General features: G+C 65.2%; 9 protein-coding genes. 3 read left to right on the top strand and 6 right to left on the bottom strand.

Going from position 1 to position 17,829, the window contains the following annotated elements:
• Positions 1 to 193: 193 nt before the first annotated feature.
• On the bottom strand, positions 194 to 1,201 hold the full coding sequence (locus tag LRP30_RS04455) for a KpsF/GutQ family sugar-phosphate isomerase (protein ID WP_249759474.1): 1,008 nt from the start codon (positions 1,199 to 1,201) through the stop codon (positions 194 to 196).
• A gap of 193 nt (positions 1,202 to 1,394) precedes the next feature.
• On the opposite strand from LRP30_RS04455, the gene LRP30_RS04460 reads away from it, so the two are divergent.
• Positions 1,395 to 3,149 (top strand): outer membrane beta-barrel protein, encoded by a 1,755-nt coding sequence (locus LRP30_RS04460; RefSeq protein WP_249759475.1) that lies wholly within the window; start codon positions 1,395 to 1,397, stop codon positions 3,147 to 3,149.
• A gap of 177 nt (positions 3,150 to 3,326) precedes the next feature.
• Here the strand turns inward: LRP30_RS04460 and LRP30_RS04465 are convergent, their stop codons facing one another.
• Together LRP30_RS04465 and gltB are read right to left on the bottom strand one after the other, a co-directional pair.
• On the bottom strand, positions 3,327 to 4,778 hold the full coding sequence (locus LRP30_RS04465) for a glutamate synthase subunit beta (RefSeq protein ID WP_128931293.1): 1,452 nt from the start codon (positions 4,776 to 4,778) through the stop codon (positions 3,327 to 3,329).
• 144 nt (positions 4,779 to 4,922) lie between these two features.
• Positions 4,923 to 9,656, bottom strand: a complete 4,734-nt coding sequence (gltB, locus tag LRP30_RS04470; RefSeq protein WP_249759476.1) for a glutamate synthase large subunit — start codon at positions 9,654 to 9,656, stop codon at positions 4,923 to 4,925.
• A gap of 490 nt (positions 9,657 to 10,146) precedes the next feature.
• Here gltB and LRP30_RS04475 point away from each other — a divergent pair, with 490 nt between their 5' ends.
• Positions 10,147 to 10,914 (top strand): hypothetical protein, encoded by a 768-nt coding sequence (locus tag LRP30_RS04475; protein ID WP_164934698.1) that lies wholly within the window; start codon positions 10,147 to 10,149, stop codon positions 10,912 to 10,914.
• A gap of 143 nt (positions 10,915 to 11,057) precedes the next feature.
• Here the strand turns inward: LRP30_RS04475 and LRP30_RS04480 are convergent, their stop codons facing one another.
• Positions 11,058 to 11,522 (bottom strand): Hsp20 family protein, encoded by a 465-nt coding sequence (locus LRP30_RS04480; protein ID WP_164934697.1) that lies wholly within the window; start codon positions 11,520 to 11,522, stop codon positions 11,058 to 11,060.
• Positions 11,523 to 11,729: 207 nt separating this feature from the next.
• Here LRP30_RS04480 and LRP30_RS04485 point away from each other — a divergent pair, with 207 nt between their 5' ends.
• Positions 11,730 to 12,677 carry an alpha/beta hydrolase gene (locus tag LRP30_RS04485; protein ID WP_128937129.1) on the top strand — a complete coding sequence of 316 codons (948 nt, stop codon included), beginning with the start codon at positions 11,730 to 11,732 and terminating at the stop codon, positions 12,675 to 12,677.
• Between the two features lie 217 nt (positions 12,678 to 12,894).
• Here LRP30_RS04485 and LRP30_RS04490 read toward each other — a convergent pair whose 3' ends face one another.
• Positions 12,895 to 15,705 carry a di-heme-cytochrome C peroxidase gene (locus tag LRP30_RS04490; protein WP_249759477.1) on the bottom strand — a complete coding sequence of 937 codons (2,811 nt, stop codon included), beginning with the start codon at positions 15,703 to 15,705 and terminating at the stop codon, positions 12,895 to 12,897.
• Positions 15,706 to 15,889: 184 nt separating this feature from the next.
• Positions 15,890 to 17,686: a tetratricopeptide repeat protein gene (locus LRP30_RS04495; RefSeq protein WP_164940098.1), complete on the bottom strand. Its 1,797-nt coding sequence runs from the start codon at positions 17,684 to 17,686 to the stop codon at positions 15,890 to 15,892.
• Positions 17,687 to 17,829 lie beyond the last annotated feature (143 nt).

Here is a 17,829-nt window from a genome sequence, read left to right on the forward strand (position 1 = left end):
AGTGGCAGTCTGGATTGCTTCGCTGCGCTCGCAATGACGGAGGAGAGAGAGGAGCACGACACTCTCACTGTCATTCCGGGGCGCGACGTAGTCGCGAGCCCGGAATCCATTGGGCAGCGACTCGGAGTGGAATGGATTCCGGGCTCGCGCCCAAGCGGGCGCGCCCCGGAATGACGATGTGGAGGCAGCGGCCCTACGCCACGCCCGCCCGCAACAGATCGTGCAGATGCACGATGCCGACCACCTTGTCGGCCTCGGTGACGACCAGCGTGGTGATCTTGCGGGTGTTCAGCACCTCGATCATCTCGGTCGCGAGCATCGAGGGCGGCACCGTCTTCGGCTCCCTCGTCATGATCTCGTCGACCGTCGCGGTCAGCAGGTCGGGGCGCATGTGGCGGCGCAGGTCGCCGTCGGTGATGATGCCTGCGATGGCGCCGGCGTCGTCGATGATGCAGACGCAGCCCAGCCCCTTGGCCGACATCTCGACCACGGCGTCCGACATCTTGGTGCCGAGCGGCTTGACCGGAATTTCCGCGCCCGTGCGCATGTAGTCGCGGACGAATTTCAGCATCGCCCCGAGCTTGCCGCCGGGATGGAAATGCGCGAACTCCAGCGCAGTGAAGCCGCGGCCTTCGAGCAGCGCGATCGCGATGGCGTCGCCGATCGCGGCCTGCATCAGCGTCGAGGTGGTGGGCGCCAGATTGTGCGGGCAGGCTTCGCGCGCCTTCGGCAGCTCGATCACGAGATCGGCGGCTTGTCCCAGCGAGGACGCCGCGTTCGAGGTCACCGCGATCATGGGAATCGCGAACCGCGCCGAATAATTCACGAGGTTCTTCATCTCCGGCTGCTCGCCGGACCAGGACAGCGCCATGATGACATCGTCGGGCGTGATCATGCCGAGATCGCCATGGCCGGCTTCGGCCGTGTGCACGAAGAAGGCGGGCGTGCCGGTCGAGGCCAGCGTCGCCGCGATCTTGCGGCCCATATGGCCTGACTTGCCGAGCCCGGTGACGATGACGCGGCCCTTGGCGTTGCGGATCAGGTCGACCGCTCTAGCAAATGCCGCACCCAGCGGGCCGCGCAGGGCGGCGGCAAGCGCGTTGATGCCGCCGCTCTCCGTCTCCAGCGTGCGGAGCGCGGATTCGACGCTATCAGGGATGGTGCCGGATGATGTGGTCATCAGCGGTTTCGAACTCGGCATGTTCAGATCCAGGGAGGAGGGGCGTTCGCCCGTTGGCGCCTGCTTAGCACGCCGCGGCCGTGGAGGCGACGCGGCCCCCGAACCCCCTCAACGGGTCATTAACCATAATTGTTTTAACTCCATTAACGATGGTTCCCGCCAACCGATGGGAGGCCGTCGTGAAAGTGTTTGATTTCGTTGGAGTTCTTCCATCGTGGGGTCGTCTCCAGGCATCGGCCGGAGCAAACGCGCGCATTTCCTGCGCGCCGCTTTGCCGTGCCTCATGCTGACGGCCTTCGAGAGCGCGCCGGTGGGCGCCCAGAGCCTCACGCCTGACCTGTTCAATCCCAACCGCGGCGGCTTCGCCTCGCCCGAGACGCTGCCGACGCGCCGCACCGCCGGCGTGCCGCAGGCGCCGTCGGATGCGCTGCCGACGCTGCCCGATCCCAACGATCCGCGCAGGCGCCAGCAGCCGCCGGCAGCTCCGCGCGCCGGCCAAGGCTCGACCAATCCGGTCCCGACCTACGGCCTGCCCGCCGCCAACGGCGCGAGCGGCTCCGGCTACGACTCGCTCAACCGCAAACGGCAGCAGCCGAAGCTCTATCCCGGACAGCCGAAGCCGAAGCGCCCGGTCGGCCCCGGCTCAAAGGTAGCGCCGGCAACGCCGGAGCGGACGCTCGCCCCCCCGCGCATCGCGCCGCCGCCGTCCGAGACCGCGCACAGGACGCCGGTGCCGCCCGCGATGGCGGGCAACGTGCCCGGCCAGCCACTGCGCCGCCGCCTCAAGCTGGATGAGGATCCGTTCGGCGCGGTCGGCGACTATGCCGGCAGCTTCCTGATCAAGGGCGGACTCGAGCTCTCGACCGGCTACGACACCAATCCAGCACGCCTGAACAAGCCGGTCGGGTCGCCGGCCTATGTGGTCGCGCCTGATCTCCTCGTGGTGTCCGACTGGGAGCGCCACGCGCTGGTTGCTGATCTGCGCGGCTCGTTCTCGGGCTACACCAATAACATGCCGGCGACGATCAACGGCTTCCCTTCGCCGTCGCCGGTCGAGGTCGACCGCCCCGATTTCACCGGCCATGTCGACGGCCGCGTTGACGTCACCCGCGATTTCAAGCTGACCTCGCAACTCCGCCTGCGGCTCGCCACCGACAATCCCGGCAGCCCGAACGTGCAGGCCGGCCTGCAGAAATACCCTGTCTACGCCGCCTACGGCGCCACCGTCGGCTTCGACCAGACTTTCAATCGCTTCCAGGTCGCGGCCGGCGCCACCGTCGATCGCACCGCCTACACCGATTCAAAGCTCACCGACGGCTCGACCTCTGCCAATACCGATCGCGACTTCAATCAGTATGGCGGCGTGGGGCGGTTCTCCTACGACCTGAAGCCGGGCCTCAAGCCGTTCGTGGAAATCCAGGGCGACACCCGCGTGCACGACCAGGCCGCCGACCGCAACGGCTACTTCCGCGATTCAAACGGCGGCTATGCCAAGGTCGGCTCGTCCTTCGAGTTCTCGCGCATCCTCACCGGCGAAATCTCGGTCGGCTATTCCGCGCGCAATTATGTCGACCCGCGTCTCAGCCAGCTCTCTGGCTTCCTCACCACGGGCTCGCTGATCTGGAATGCGAGCGGCCTCACCACGGTGAAGTTCTTCACCGACACGCAGATCGCCGAGACCACGATTCCCGGTTCTTCCGGCGTTCTGGTGCGCACCTATTCGGCCGAAGTCGACCACGACTTCCGCCGCTGGCTCACCGCCGTCGGCAAGTTCACCTACGGCACGCTCGACTACCAGAACCAGAATCGCAACGACAAGACCTACTCGCTCGAGAGCAATCTGATCTACAAGCTCAACCGCAACATCTGGATCAAGGGCACGCTGCGCCACGACATCCTGGATTCGAACGTCGCGGGGGCGAGCTCGTCGGGGACGGTGGTGATGCTGGGGGTGAGGTTGCAGAATTAGCTGCGCGTGGCCCGGTGGGTCATCGGCGCTGCCAAGCTCTCAGTCGTCGTCCTGGCGAAAGCCAGGACCCATTACCCCAAGGAGTGGTTTGGCGACGACTGGTCGTTCGGGATGAGTACCGTCTGCCCTGGATAGATTCCGCGGTATGGGTCCTGGCTTTCGCCAGGACGACAGCTGCTACCGCGGCAAATCCGTCTTCCCCATCAAGAACGTATCGATCGACCGCGCGCACAGCCGCCCCTCGCGGATGGCCCACACCACCAGCGACTGGCCGCGGCGCATGTCGCCGGCGGAGAACACGTTCGGGCGCGAGGTCTGGTAATCGAGCGTGTTGGCCTTGACGTTGCCGCGCGGGTCGAGGTCGACCGCGAGCATCTTCAAGAGGCCTTCGTGCACGGGGTGGACGAAGCCCATGGCGAGCAGGACGAGCTCGGCGCCGAGCTCGAACTCGGTGCCGGCAATCGGCTTGAACTTGTCGTCGACGCGCACGCAGTGCAGCTTCTTGACCTTGCCGTTCTCGCCGGAAAATTTCTGCGTCAGCACGGCGTATTCGCGGATCGCGCCTTCGGCCTGGCTGGAGGACGTCCGCATCTTGAGCGGCCAGTTCGGCCAGGTCAGGCCCTTGTTCTCGCGCTCGGGCGGGGCGGGCATGATCTCGAGCTGGGTCACCGACAGCGCGCCCTGGCGCAGCGAGGTGCCGATGCAGTCAGATCCGGTGTCGCCGCCGCCGATGACGACGACATGCTTGCCGCCGGCCAAGATCTCCTGCACGCCGCCGAGCGGCTCCTCGGAGACGCGGCGGTTCTGCTGCGGCAGGAAATCCATGGCGTAGTGAATGCCTTGGAGGTCGCGGCCGGGGATCGGCAGGTCGCGCGGAGCTTCCGCGCCGCCGGTCAGGGCGACGGCGTCGTACTCGTTCAGCATCTCGCGCGGATCGACATTGCCGTCAGCGCCGACATGGCTGTTGTAGTGGAAGGTGACGCCCTCGGCTTCCATCTGCTTGACGCGGCGATCGATGATGCCCTTCTCCATCTTGAAGTCGGGGATGCCGTAGCGCAGCAGGCCACCGGCCTTGGCGTACTTCTCGAACAAATGCACGTCGTGGCCGGCGCGCGCGAGCTGCTGCGCGCAGGCCATGCCGGCCGGACCCGAGCCGATCACGGCGACCTTCTTGCCGGTCTTTTCAGTCGGCACTTCCGGCTTCAGCCAGCCATTGTCCCAGGCGCGGTCGACGATCGCGCATTCGATGGTCTTGATGGTGACGGGGTTGTCGTCGATGTTGAGCGTGCAGGACGCTTCGCACGGCGCCGGGCAGATGCGTCCCGTGAACTCCGGGAAATTGTTGGTCGAGTGCAGGTTGCGCGAGGCTTCTTGCCAGTTGTCCTGATAGACGAGATCGTTCCAGTCCGGGATCTGGTTGTTGACCGGGCAGCCGGGCGTGCCGGGCGCGACCGAGCCGGTACCGTGGCAATAGGGAATGCCGCAGTTCATGCAGCGCGCGGCCTGGTCGCGCACCTCCCTCTCGGAAAGGGGAACGACGAACTCCTTGTAATGCTTCACGCGCTCGGCGACCGGGGTGTACTTGCGGTCATGCCGTTCGATTTCGAGAAAACCCGTGATCTTGCCCATTAAACCCGTAGTCCCTGCCGGCTAATTCGTCTGTTGTTTCCTCAACCGTCATTGCGAGGAGCGAAGCGACGAAGCAATCCAGTCTGCATCAAGGAAGAAAGTCTGGATTGCTTCGCTTCGCTCGCAATGACGGGGTGTGATGCCTTACGCCCCGATCGCGATCTTCGGCTCGGCGTCCGCGTTGGCGGCCATTTCGCGCAGCGCGCGCCGGTACTCGACCGGCATCACCTTGCGGAATTTGGGCAGCCAGTCCTTCCAATTGGCCAGGATGTCGGCGGCGCGCTTGGAGCCGGTCGCCTTGGCATGGCGCGAGATCAGCACGTGCAGCCGCTCGACGTCGGAGGCGAGCAGGTTCTTGAACACGTCGACCCGGCCGTGCGCCTCGAGGTCACCGAACTGGTTGTAGGCGCTCTGGGCGATCATCTCTTCCGACAACACCGGCTCGAGCTCGACCATCGACAGGTTGCACAGCCGGTCGAAATCGCCGGCCTCGTCCAGCACATAGGCGATGCCGCCGGACATGCCGGCCGCGAAGTTGCGCCCGGTCTTGCCGAGCACGACCACGATGCCGCCGGTCATGTATTCGCAGCAATGATCACCCGCGCCCTCGACCACCGCCACGGCTCCCGAGTTACGCACGGCGAAGCGCTCGCCGGCGATGCCGCGGAAGTAGCACTCGCCCTCGATCGCACCGTACATCACGGTGTTGCCGACGATGATGCTTTCCTCCGGCACGATCGCAGAGTTCTTCGGCGGCTTGACGATGATCTTGCCACCCGAGAGGCCCTTGCCGACATAGTCGTTGCCTTCACCCTCGAGCTCGAAGGTGACGCCGTGGGCGAGCCAGGCGCCGAACGCCTGGCCGGCGGTGCCCTTGAGGCTGACATGGATGGTGTCGTGCGGCAGACCGGCATGGCCGTAGATCTTGGCGACCGCACCCGACAGCATGGCGCCGGCGGAACGGTTGGTGCTGTTGATCGCAGCTTCGATTTTGACCGGCGCGCCGCGGTCGAGCGCAGGCGTCGCCTTCTCGATCAGCGTGCGGTCGAGTACCGCCTCCAGATGATGGTTCTGACGCTCGGAGTGATAGATCTTCTGGCCCTTCTCTTCCTTCTGCTTGACGAACAGCTTTGAGAAGTCGAGGCCCTTGGCCTTCCAATGCGCGACCAGCCTGGTTTGGTCGAGCAGCTGCACCTGGCCGACCATGTCGTTGAAGGTGCGGAAGCCGAGCGAAGCCATGATCTCGCGGACTTCCTCCGCGACGAAGAAGAAGTAGTTGATCACGTGCTCGGGCTGGCCGGTGAAGCGCTTGCGCAGCACCGGATCCTGCGTCGCGACGCCGACCGGGCAGGTGTTGAGATGGCACTTGCGCATCATGATGCAGCCGGCCGCGATCAAGGGCGCGGTGGCGAAGCCGAACTCGTCGGCACCCAGCAGCGCGCCGATCACGACGTCACGGCCGGTGCGGAAGCCGCCGTCGACCTGGACCACGATGCGGCTGCGCAGCCGCTCGCGCACCAAGGTCTGGTGAGTCTCGGCGAGGCCGATCTCCCAGGGTGAACCGGCATGCTTGATCGAGGTCAGCGGCGAAGCGCCGGTGCCGCCCTCGAAGCCCGCGATGGTGACATGGTCGGCGCGCGCCTTGGCGACGCCCGCAGCCACGGTGCCGACGCCGATCTCGGAGACGAGCTTGACCGAGACGTCGCCCGTCGGGTTGACGTTCTTGAGGTCGTAGATGAGCTGCGCCAGATCCTCGATCGAGTAGATGTCGTGGTGCGGCGGCGGCGAGATCAGGCCGACGCCCGGCGTCGAGTGCCGGACCTTTGCGATGGTCGCGTCGACCTTGTGGCCGGGCAGCTGGCCGCCTTCGCCGGGCTTGGCGCCCTGCGCCATCTTGATCTGCATCATGTCGGAGTTGACGAGATACTCCGTGGTGACGCCGAAGCGGCCCGAGGCGACCTGCTTGATCGCCGAGCGCATGGAATCGCCGCTCGGCATCGGCTTGAAGCGGTCGGCTTCCTCGCCGCCTTCGCCGGTATTCGACTTGCCGCCGATCCGGTTCATGGCGATCGCGAGCGTGGTGTGCGCCTCGCGCGAGATCGAGCCGAAGCTCATCGCACCTGTGGCGAAGCGCTTGACGATCTCCTTGGCCGGCTCGACCTGGTCGAGCGGGATCGGCTTGCGCTTCTCCTCCTCCGCGTTCTTGATCCGGAACAGGCCGCGCAGCGTCAGCAGGCGCTCCGACTGCTCGTTGAGGATTTTTGCGAAGGCGCGGTAGCGCTCCTGCGAATTGCCGCGCGCGGCGTGCTGGAGCAGCGACACCGACTCGGCGGTCCAGGCATGGTCCTCGCCGCGGCTGCGATAGGCATATTCGCCGCCGACGTCGAGCGCGCTCTTGTAGACCTGAGCCTCGCCGAATGCGTCGGCATGACGGCGTACCGCCTCTTCCGCGATCTCGGCAAGACCGACGCCCTCGACGCGGGTGTGCGTGCCGGCGAAGAACTTTGCGACGAAATCCGCTTTGAGGCCGACCGCGTCAAAGATCTGCGCGCCGCAATAGGATTGGTAGGTCGAGATGCCCATCTTGGACATCACCTTGAGCAGGCCCTTGCCGATCGACTTGATGTAGCGCTTGACGATCTCGTAATCGTCGAGCGAGCCGGGCAGCCGGTCCTTCATCGCGATGATGGTCTCGAACGCGAGGTAGGGATTGATCGCTTCAGCACCGTAGCCGGCAAGGCAGGCGAAGTGATGCACTTCGCGCGGCTCGCCGGATTCGACGACGAGGCCGACCGAGGTGCGCAGGCCGGTGCGGATCAGGTGATGATGCACGGCGGCGCAGGCCAGCAGCGACGGGATCGGCACCCGGTCGGTGCCGACCATGCGGTCAGACAGGATGATGATGTTGACGCCCTCGCGCACTGCGCTTTCGGCGCGCGCGCAGAGTTCGTCGAGCACCTGGTCCATGCCGGCCGCGCCGAGACCGGCGTGGAAGGTGGTGTCGAGCGTGCGCGATTTAAAGTGCGTGTCGGCCACCTCCGAGATCGAGCGGATCTTTTCCAGATCCGCGTCCGTCAGGATCGGCTGGCGCACTTCGAGGCGCTTGGTCGTGGCCATTCCTTGCAGATCGAACAGGTTCGGTCGCGGCCCGATGATCGAGACCAGGCTCATCACCAGCTCCTCGCGGATCGGATCGATCGGCGGGTTGGTGACCTGCGCGAAGTTCTGCTTGAAGTAGGTGAACAGCGGCTTGGCCTTGTGCGACAGCGCCGAGATCGGCGTGTCGTTGCCCATCGAGCCCGCGGCTTCCTCGCCCGTGGCCGCCATCGGCGTCATCAGGATGGTGATGTCTTCCTGGCTGTAGCCGAACGCCTGCTGGCGATCGAGCAGGGACAGGTTGGAGCGCACGCCGGTGGTCGGCACCTTCGGCAGCTCTTCCAGCACGATCTGGGTCCGCTCCAGCCATTCCTTGTAGGGATGGCTCTTGGCGAGCTCGGCCTTGATCTCGTCGTCCGGGATCAGGCGGCCCTGCTCGAGATCGACCAGCAGCATCTTGCCGGGCTGCAAGCGCCACTTGGTGATGATCTGGTCCTCAGGGATCGTCAGCACGCCCATCTCGGACGCCATCACGATGCGGTCGTCCTTGGTGACGAGATAGCGCGCGGGCCGCAGGCCATTGCGGTCGAGCGTGGCGCCAATCTGACGGCCGTCGGTAAAGGCGATCGCGGCGGGACCGTCCCACGGCTCCATCAGCGCGGCATGATACTCGTAGAAGGCGCGGCGCTTCTCGTCCATCAAGGGATTGCCGGCCCACGCCTCCGGAATCATCATCATGACGGCGTGCGGCAGCGAGTAGCCGCCCTGCACCAGAAATTCGAGCGCGTTGTCGAAGCAGGCGGTGTCCGACTGTCCCTCGTAGGAGATCGGCCAGAGCCGGTTGATGTCCTTGCCGTAGAGCTCGGAGCTCACCGAAGCCTGGCGCGCCGCCATCCAGTTGGTGTTACCGCGCAGCGTGTTGATCTCGCCGTTATGCGCGATCATGCGATAGGGATGCGCCAGCGACCAGGCCGGGAAGGTGTTGGTCGAGAAGCGCTGGTGAACGAGTGCGAGCGCGCTCTCAAAGTCCTTTTCGTGCAGGTCCGGATAGTACTTGCCGAGCTGGTCGGCCAGGAACATGCCCTTGTAGATCACGGTGCGGCAGGACATCGAGCACGGATAGTAGCCCGCAAGGCCGCGGTCGCGGCGCAGGTAGATCGCCTGCGAGATTGACTTGCGCAGGATGTAGAGCCGGCGCTCGAACTCGTCCTCGGTCTTGGCGGTGCCGTTGCGGCCGATGAACACCTGCATGCAGGCGGGCTCGGTCGGCTTCACGGTGACGCCGAGAGAGGAGTTGTCGGTCGGCACGTCGCGCCAGCCCAGCAGGGTCAGGCCCTCTTCCTTGATCTGGTCGGCGATGATGCTCTTGATGACGTTGCGCCAGGCGGTGTCGCGCGGCATGAACAGCGCGCCGACGGCGTATTCGCCGGGCGCCGGCAGCTTGAAGCCGAGCTCGCCGGCCTTGCGGCTGAAGAAGGCGTGCGGGATCTGCACCAAGATGCCGGCACCGTCACCAGCGCGCGGGTCGGCGCCGACCGCACCGCGATGCTCGAGATTGCAGAGGATGCTGAGCGCGTCCGAGACGATCTCGCGCGACTTCTTGCCTTTGATGTTGGCGATGAAGCCGACGCCGCAGGAATCCTTCTCGAGGGCGGGATCGTAAAGGCCTTCGGCTTTGGGGCGCGAATTGTGCTCCTGAATCGGATCGGTCGTTTTCGAGGCGACCGTCGCCGACAGCTGTTCTGCCACGATGTTTGCGCGCTCGAATTGCGACCCGTTCATTGTCCTGTCCTCTCCATGCGGCAAGGTGCCTCACCGCCATCTTCGGCGCACCTTGGGCGTTCCGCGGCACCCGCCTCTGGGTCACCGCTCGTCCGCTGCGAGCCGCATTTTCTTAAATTCAGGCCTAGGCGTTCTTCGTCCCCGAGAACGGCTTTGCCTGGTACCTTCCCGGCGCTCGAGAGCACCAGTTCTCGCTGCAATCCCTGTGCCGGAACCGCAAGCAAAATTGAGACAGTCTTCCTGTCCTAACCATCACCTTGCCAAATTTTTGTCTAGCACACAAGCGCGCGGAAGTCCCGATTCCCGATCTGTCAATCAATCGCTTTCCAAAAGTTGCGCAGCCCCGGTTTTGAAGCAAACGCGCCCTGATCCGGCCCCGCGGGCGCCGAAATCCCCAATGAAGCTTCGGATCAACCCTTCGGAAGGCGCGCCACGCCGCGAGAAGCGAAAGAGGGCGGCCATCGGGGGGCCTGACAGGAGCGTCTCGACCATGAAGTTTTTCACAGGATGTGTGGCCGCCGCCGCGCTGGCGCTGGCCGCAAGCGCGGCGCACGCGCAGGTTCCCGCGAACGGTATCGCGAGAGGGGCCGTTATCGCAGTGTCGGATTTCGACGGGCCCTACGCGCCGCCGGAGGCCGCGCCGCTCCCGCCGCCGCGTTACGGCTATGGCTACGAGGAGCGCGGTGCGGCCCCGGGGCTGCTGCCGTCGACCGAGGTCTACGCGGTGCTGCGCGAAAACGGCTTCTCGCCGCTCGGCATCCCGCGCCTGCGCGGCACCGTCTACACCATCGCGGTGATCGACCATCGTGGCGACGATGGCCGGCTGGTGATCGACGCCCGCGACGGGCGGATCATCCGCTTCATGCCCGCCGCTGACGCCTACGGCATGGCGCCCGCCTATCCCGCCTATGACGAGCGCGCGGTCGCGCCTTACGGCCCGCAAAGCGCGCTGCCGCCGCCGACCGTGATTCGCAGCGGTCCGCCGCGCCCGCCGGCTTCGATCCCGCATGTGGCAAGCCGCACCGTGCCGCTGCCCAAGGCCGCCCCGCCGCGCGGGGCTGTGCCGATGGCAGCGGCGAAGCCGGCCGAACCCGCGCCGCAGCAGGCTCAGGCGCCGCAGGCACAGCCGCAGCCCGCGCAGCAAACCGCGGCCATCCAGGCCAAGCCCGCCGAAGCTACTGCTTCAACCGTCCAGGCCAAGCCGGCGGCAACGATCCTGCCGACGCAGGAGATGCCGGCGGCGCAGGGTTTGGACTAGGCTCCTCAACTCCCGGTGTCGTCCCGGCGAAGGCCGGGACCCATACCGGCCTGCGCCGGGACGACATCGGAGAGTTTAGCAAAACGAAAAAAACGCCCCGGGGCACCGGGGCGTTTTCGCAACTCGGAAGTGGCGTGTGTGCGTTAGGCGGCTTGCGCCGAGTTCTCGATCACCTGCGCCTTCGGGGCGCTGGTGTTGATCGCGATCTGGCGCGGCTTCTTGGCCTCGGGAATCTCGCGTACGAGGTCGACGTGAAGCAGGCCGTTCTCGAGCGAAGCGTCCTTCACCTGCACGAAATCGGCAAGCTGGAAGGCACGCTCGAAGGCGCGCGCGGCGATGCCGCGATAGAGCACTTCGGACTTCGAGTTCTCGTTGGCGACTTTCTCGCCCTTGATCGTCAGCGTGTTTTCCTTCGCGACGATGGAGAGCTCGTCCTTGGCGAAGCCGGAGACCGCAACGGTGATGCGGTAGGCATTCTCGCCGGTGCGCTCGATGTTGTAGGGGGGATAACCGGGGCTGCCGTCCGAGCCGGCCTGGTCGAGCAGGCTGAAGAGGCGGTCGAAGCCGACGGTGGAACGATAGAACGGGGTGAGATCATAGCTACGCATGGTCAAGTCCTCCATTGAGCGACTGTTTGGGTAACCCGCCCGCCAATCGGGCCGGGCTTTCGTCTGTGTGCAGCCTGATGTTCCGGTTCCGAAACACTGGTAGCGGCCTGCACGAAAATGATATGGGTGGAACGAGACGGCGTTCAAGAGGGCGGCATTTGCGCCTTTTCGGCGCTTTAGCCCCTTGATTTGCAGTACTTGCCGCCTATGACGCTGGTCTCGATCCCGTCCAATCCCGTCCCCGAAAACGTCGTCAGCGGCACCATCAAGACCCCCGATGGCGCTGAGCTGCGCTTTGCGCGCTGGGCGCCGCCGGCGGGCCGCAAGGGTACGGTCTGCGTCTTCACCGGGCGCAGCGAGCAGATCGAGAAATATTTCGAGACCGTGCGCGACCTGCGCGACCGCGGCTTTGCGGTGGCGATGATCGATTGGCGCGGGCAGGGCCATTCCTCGCGTCGCCTGCGCGATCCGCGCAAGGGCTATGTGCGCGACTTCGCCGATTTCGAGATCGACGTCGAGACCTTCGTGCAGCAGGTGGTGCTGCCGGATTGTCCGCCGCCGTTCTTCGCGCTCGCCCATTCGATGGGCGGCACGGTGCTGCTGCGAGTCGCGCATGCGGGCAAGCGCTGGTTCGACCGCATGGTGCTGTCGGCGCCGATGATCGACCTGCCTGGCCGCACCACGTCGTTTCCGGCCCGCGCGCTGCTCAAGACGATGCGCCTGTTCGGGCAGGGCGGCCGTTATGTCCCCGGCGGCAGCAGCCGCATCACCGGGCTCGACCCCTTCATCAACAATCCCCTCACCAGCGATCCCGTGCGCTATGCGCGCAACGCCGCGATCCTGGAGGAGGATCCGACGCTGGGGCTGGCGTCACCGACGGTGGCCTGGGCCGACGCTGCCTTCAGCGCGATGCAAACCTTCAAGCGCCTGAAATATCCGTCAGAGATCCGCCAGCCGATCCTGATGCTGGCGGCCTCCAGCGACACCGTGGTCTCGACCGCTGCGATCGAGGAGTTCGCCTATCATTTGCGCGCCGGCTCGCATCTCGTCATCGCGGGCTCGAAGCATGAGATACTTCAAGAGCAGGACCGCTACCGCTCCCAGTTCTGGGCCGCCTTCGACGCCTTCGTGCCGGGCACGCCGCTGTTCAAGTAAGCACCCCCTCGCCCCGCTTGCGGGGGGAGGGTTGGGGTGAGGGGGAGTCTCCGCAAGGATGATGAGAGTTGAGTTCGCGGAGAGTTCTTCATTCTCCGTCATTGCGAGGAGCTCGCGACAAAATTGCGTAGCAATTTTGCGCTGATGCGACGAAGCAATCCAGGCTGCCTGCGCGGAGACAGTCTGGATTGCTTCGCTTCGCTCGCAATGACGGTGCTCACAGCGTCTTCAAATACTCGATCAAATCGTAGCGCTCTTGCTCCTTGAGCACGCGGCCGATGGTGCCGTCCTTGCCCGGCCCTGGCGTGCCGTCGAACGAGTGGCCGGCATTGCTGTTGCCGAACAACTCGGTGCCGTCAGACGCCCGCGTCGAGAAGCGCGACTGCCCGGTCTTGCAGCTCTCGCCGTCGGCGACCGCGAAGCCGACCTGCTTCGGATCGTAGTCGCGACCACCACCCATGCAGAACGATTTCGGGCGCTCGGCCGCGGGGCTCAGCATCCAGTAGAGCGAGGGCACCGATCCGTTGTGCAGGTAAGGCGCGGTGGCCCAGACGCCGTTGAGCGGGCGCGCGCGATACCAGGGCCCCCGCTCCTCTTTATCGGGCGGCTGCGGACCGGGATTGGGGCAGTTCTTGCGCTTACCCCACCAGGCTTGCTGAACCTTCGGCTCGATCTTGGCATCATCCATCGCCTTGCGGGCGACGATGTCCACGAGCACCATCAGGCCGAGCGAGTATGGCATGTCGGTCGGAGAAATATCCGGCAGATTGCAGCTCCACCAGGCATTGAGCTTCTGAGTGGGGTCGAGCTGTAGGAAACCCGGCACCTGAACCGTGCGCGTCGCCAGCACGCTGGCCTGAGCCGTGTCGGTCCCCATGCCTTTGGCGCTCTTCTGAACCTCGTTCAGGAATTTGTCATCGCCGATGGTTTCCCACCGCGACGAGGACCAGATGCTCTGGGCCGGAAATTCGGTGTCGAACACGGGATCGTTGACCGGCCCGAGATGGCATTCGACGCAGATCTCCGCGTAGAGCTTGCGGCCACGTTTGACGCGGTCGCCATCGATCCTCCAGGCATCATCGCCGAAGATGTCCGACGGCCATTTCGGTGATGTCAGTCCGGAGAGCTGCTTTTTCGGATAGGGCGCCGACCCCTTCAGCAGATCCTCGATCCAGTTCAGATTCTTGATGTCCATCGACGAGCGGAACAGCCTGTCTTTGGGCGTAGTGTCGGACAGATTCAGCAGCGCGGTCACGCCCAGCGCTTCGCCGGCGTTGCGGATCAGCGGCTGCTCGATGGACGCATCATATTGCGCGAATTTGAGCCAGGGCACGGTCCAGATCGGCGGGAAGCTGACCGGCGCATCCTTGGCATGCAGATTCTTCTCGAAGCCGCTGAGGCCGCTGAGCGTCATGTCCTGGGCGAACACCTGATTGCCGATGCGGTTGAGCGCGTCGAGGCGGCCGTATCCTTCCTCGGTGTCCTGCTGTGGCTCTTGCCGCTTCGTCTTCTCGTTGAACCTCGTCTTGCCGTCGATGGTCTTCGCGTAGGTCTTCTCCCAGTCGATCAGGAATGTGCTGATCGCACGCAGCTTCTGTTTCAGCGCATCGCGGTCCGCATCGCTGGCGGAGGCGCCGAGCACACGGTCGGCGAAGCGCGTAAAGCGGCCTGGCACGAACAGCGTATAGGCGATCGACAGGCCGGTCGTGACCTCGAGCCTTCTCAGGTCGGTCATCGCGGGGCCGCCGTCGAAACGGATGTCGATGCCCTTGTAGCGGATCTGGCCGGTGTGGCAGGCAGCGCAGGTCAGGCCGATCCGGTCCTCGCCGATCTGCCCGGTCGCAGGATCGGGGACGCCGGTCATGCGTGCGAAGCCGACGGGCAGGCCGTCGACGTTTTCGGCCTGGGCACCCCAGTTCACCGGCGGATCCCAGAGCCGCGCCGGCACGGGCTTCGTCTTGTCGTAGACATTGGCATAGCCGAATTGGCGCAGCGTGGCGTCGTCGGTGTTGATCGTCTGCGGGCTCGGGATGAAGCCGAAGCGCTGCAGATGGTCGCTGTCATGCAGCATGCCGGGCTTTGCGAAGAAATGAAGCCGCGGCTGCTCGAGCGCCATGAACCAGCGGTAGGGCACCGGGAAGGTCGCGGTGCCCTGGCTGGCGTGATGAAACCAGTGCCGGTCCTCCAGCGCCCAGTTCTGCTCGAGCCAGTACGCGGCCCGCGGTTCGACGTGCTCGGGCAATGGCGGCGCCACCAGGTCCCCGAGAATGCCAGGCAGCATGGGCTGGAATTGATCCGGAAAGCGCAGCGCCACGATGCCAAAGACGAGAAGCGCGGCGACGAGTCCGCCGGCAGCGCGCAAGATCAGCGAGGGCGGCGTGACGGGCTGGCTGACAACTCGCTGGGTGATCCTGTCAGGGAATTTGCGCTCGTTGAACAATGTCCTCACCTCGGCCACGCTGAGATAGCGGTCGTCACCCTGACCCTTGCCCATGATCTTGAGCAGGATCGGCCATTCGAACTTCATCAGGATCGGGTAGTACCAGCGCGATTGATTGACGGCGCGCTTGAGGTTGTCCTTCATGAAGGTGTGGATTTGCGAGGCGTTGAGCCCGGTCTCGGTGCCGCCGCCATCGGGATCGGTATAGGTGCCGCCGAAACTGGCGAGCCGCGCGATCTCGTCCTCGTTGACGCGACCGTCGACGCCGAGGATGCGCGAGCCGGCACCGAGCTTGTCGAGCGGGCCGCCGCGCAACATATTGAGCTGCGCGCCCCAAAAGATGCTTTGCAGGATGTGACAGGCGCCGTTGGCGATCAGCGCGACGCCGCGGACCTGGATGCGGGCCGAAATCTTCTTCACCCCCGTCTCGCCGCTTGCATTCGCGATGGTCTGTGACAGCGTCCGGAGCGGGACGGTCCCGCCATCGACGAAGCCTTCGCCGACGAGGCCGCGCAGGAATGGACAGGGATTGTTCGGCGAGACCTGAATCGAGGGGTCGAAGGGCGGCTTCGAAGCGCGGTCATGCATGGCCCAAATCCTGAAAGCAGCGAATCGCAAAAAAAGACGCGCCGATCAAGCGCGGAAAGTCCTAACAAACCGACAGCAGACCATACTACTTCAGCGTGTGATGAAGTGTGGCTGATTTCACTGTCCTGTCAACAACAGCGGGCGCGAGCAGCTTTTCGCGAAGGGCGGGACCGCGGCAGGCCCGTCAGGACTCGGCGGCGCGTTTGACGTCGCTCTGCACCAGGGTCAGCTTGCCGAGCGGCACGCCGGCCTTCAGCAGACCCTCGCGGTAATGGGCGATGTCCTCGGGCCGCTTCCAATGGAAGTTGCGCAAGTGCCTGTCGACATTCAGAGTTGGATAGTTTCCCATCAGCACGCTGGCGGCTTCGCTCGCCTCGCCGCTCCGTCCCATTTGGGCCAATGCCGCCGCGCGGATCGCCAGCGCCTGCATGTGGTTCGGGTTGATGTAGAGCTGCTCGCGCGCCCATGACAGGGTCGCGTCATATTGGCGCAACAGGTAGTGACTGAAGGCGTTCAGCGCCGCCCATTGGTAACGCGGGTCGCTGTTGTCGCGCTGCGCCGCCATCGAGAACAGCTCGATCGCCTCGCGGTGCTCGCCGATGACGAAATGGCAGATGCCGAGCACGCCGCGTGCGCCGTTGTCATAGGGGTTGAGCGCGACTGCACGCTTGGCGGCGTCCATCGCGGCCTCGTAATGCCCTTCCATCGCATGGGCCCAGGACAGGATCGAGAACGCGAAGGAGGAACGCGGGTCGAGCCTGACGCTGGTCTCGGCGAGGTTCATCGCCTCGGCCCACATCTCCCGCGTGCCCTTGACCCAGCCGAACTGAATGCTCTGGATCTGGATCGTGGCGAGATAGGCGTGCGCGATCGACAGCTTGGGATCGAGCCGGATGGCCTCGCGGAACAGGTCGACGGCGGTGGCCAAATCCTCCTTGGTCTGCCGGTAGTAGTGCGACAGTCCCTTGAGGAAGCGGTCCCAGGCGCTCACGTCGGTCGAGAGCCGCGCCGGCGCTGAGGCCTCGGCCCGTACGATCTCGGTGGCAATGGCGGCGGACAGGTTGGTGGTGATCTCGTCCTGCATCGCGAACAGGTCGCCGATGTCGCGGTCGTAGCGGCCGGTCCAGAGCTGCTCGCCGGTCTCCGGCGCGATCAGCTCGGCGGTGACGCGGATCTTGGCGCCGGCGCGCCGCACCGAGCCCTGGATCAGATAGGTGGCGTCGATCTCGCGCGCGATCAGCCGCGTGCTGATGTTCCTGCCCTTGAAAGCGAAGGTCGAGTTGCGGCTCAGCACGCGATAGAAGGATTGCAGCGACAGCGCGTGGATCAAATCCTCGGTGAGGCCGTCGGAGAAATATTCGTCCTGGGCATCGCTGAGATTGGCGAAGGGCAGCACGCCGACGATCGCGGTGCGGTACTGCTGCGAGAGGGCGGACGCCTCTCTCAGCTCGGGCGCAAGCGCCGGCGCGCCCTCGGGCGTCCAGGTCCAGACCCCGACCGCGTCCTTGATGTTCTTGAAGCGATGGTTGCCGGCATCGGTGAGCGGCACGGTGAGATGCTTGCTCGCCTCGCGATAGGCCTTCGCCGAGATGGCGAAGCCGCCGGGGCTCGCCACCGATTCCAGGCGCACGGCGATGTTGACATCGTCACCGAACACTTCGTCCTCGTCGGCGATGACGTCGCCCATGTGGATGCCGAGCCGGAACTGCATGGCGCGGTCCGCCGGCAGATGCCGGTTGCGCTCCGCCATCAGCGTCTGCATCGCCATCGCGGCTTCGGTGGCGCCGACGATCGAGGCAAACTCGAGCAGGAAGCCGTCGCCGGTGTTCTTCACGACGCGGCCGCCGTGATTGAGGATGATGGGGTGGATCGCGCTGCGATGGGCCTTGAAGGCGGCATGGGTGCCGGCCTCGTCGCTGCCCATCATGCGCGAATAGCCGGCGACATCGGCGCAGACGATGGCAGCCAGACGTCTTTCCATATCCCAGGAGCTCCAACGGATCTGCGACCGGCCACGGCGTGGCCGTCGCCTCGAATCCCGCGTTTCAAGAACCCTGCCTTTATAGAGCAGATAAGGCGGCGCGAAAGTATGATCCGCATTGCAAATTCGAGGTAAATCCCACG

It is taken from the genome of Bradyrhizobium sp. C-145, from assembly GCF_023375135.1.
Classification (GTDB): Bacteria; Pseudomonadota; Alphaproteobacteria; order Rhizobiales; family Xanthobacteraceae; genus Bradyrhizobium; species Bradyrhizobium zhanjiangense.